Origin of the sequence: Marinobacter manganoxydans MnI7-9, from assembly GCF_000235625.1 — a bacterium.
Taxonomy (GTDB): domain Bacteria; phylum Pseudomonadota; class Gammaproteobacteria; order Pseudomonadales; family Oleiphilaceae; genus Marinobacter; species Marinobacter manganoxydans.
In genome coordinates, this window is the sequence record NZ_AGTR01000066.1 from 1 (window position 1) to 556 (window position 556).

General features: G+C 48.9%; 1 tRNA gene. It reads right to left on the bottom strand.

Annotation, left to right across the window (positions count from 1 at the left end):
* Positions 1 to 263: 263 nt before the first annotated feature.
* A tRNA-Ala gene (locus KYE_RS15160) sits at positions 264 to 339 on the bottom strand.
* Positions 340 to 556 lie beyond the last annotated feature (217 nt).

Below are 556 nucleotides of genomic sequence, written 5' to 3' on the forward strand. Positions count from 1 at the left end.
ATCACCAGGCAAGCCTGATTCAGAGGTTTCTTCGAGACAGCCACTTGAAGCAATAGAACAACCACTTCAACGACAACACCGGATAACGCTTGAAATCGTTATCACTCTGATCAATGAATTCCGGAGATAATGGAATCCATCAATCGTGTTCTATCTCGTCCAATTTGTTAAAGAGCAAATCTGACCCAGTGATCAGAAAGGAAGGCTTCATCGTTGTGAAACATTCGTTTCTGTACACTGCTAACCGAAGTTAGCCAGTAATTTGGTGGAGCTAGGCAGGATCGAACTGCCGACCTCCTGCGTGCAAGGCAGGCGCTCTCCCAGCTGAGCTATAGCCCCAGAACTTGTCCAGCTTCCGTTACTCGTCGTTGCAGCATTCATTCGCTTCAGTCTTGACCCATCGAGGGTCACTCCTTCACTCATTCAAGCTGCGCCTAGATTAACGCAATCTGTCCTGCGCTCTGCTATCGTCTCCAAGACCAGGATTTTGCTGATCTAGGCGTCAAAGTGCGCCGCATAGCCTGCTATGCAAGTGCTTTGACAACGACGAGCAGTG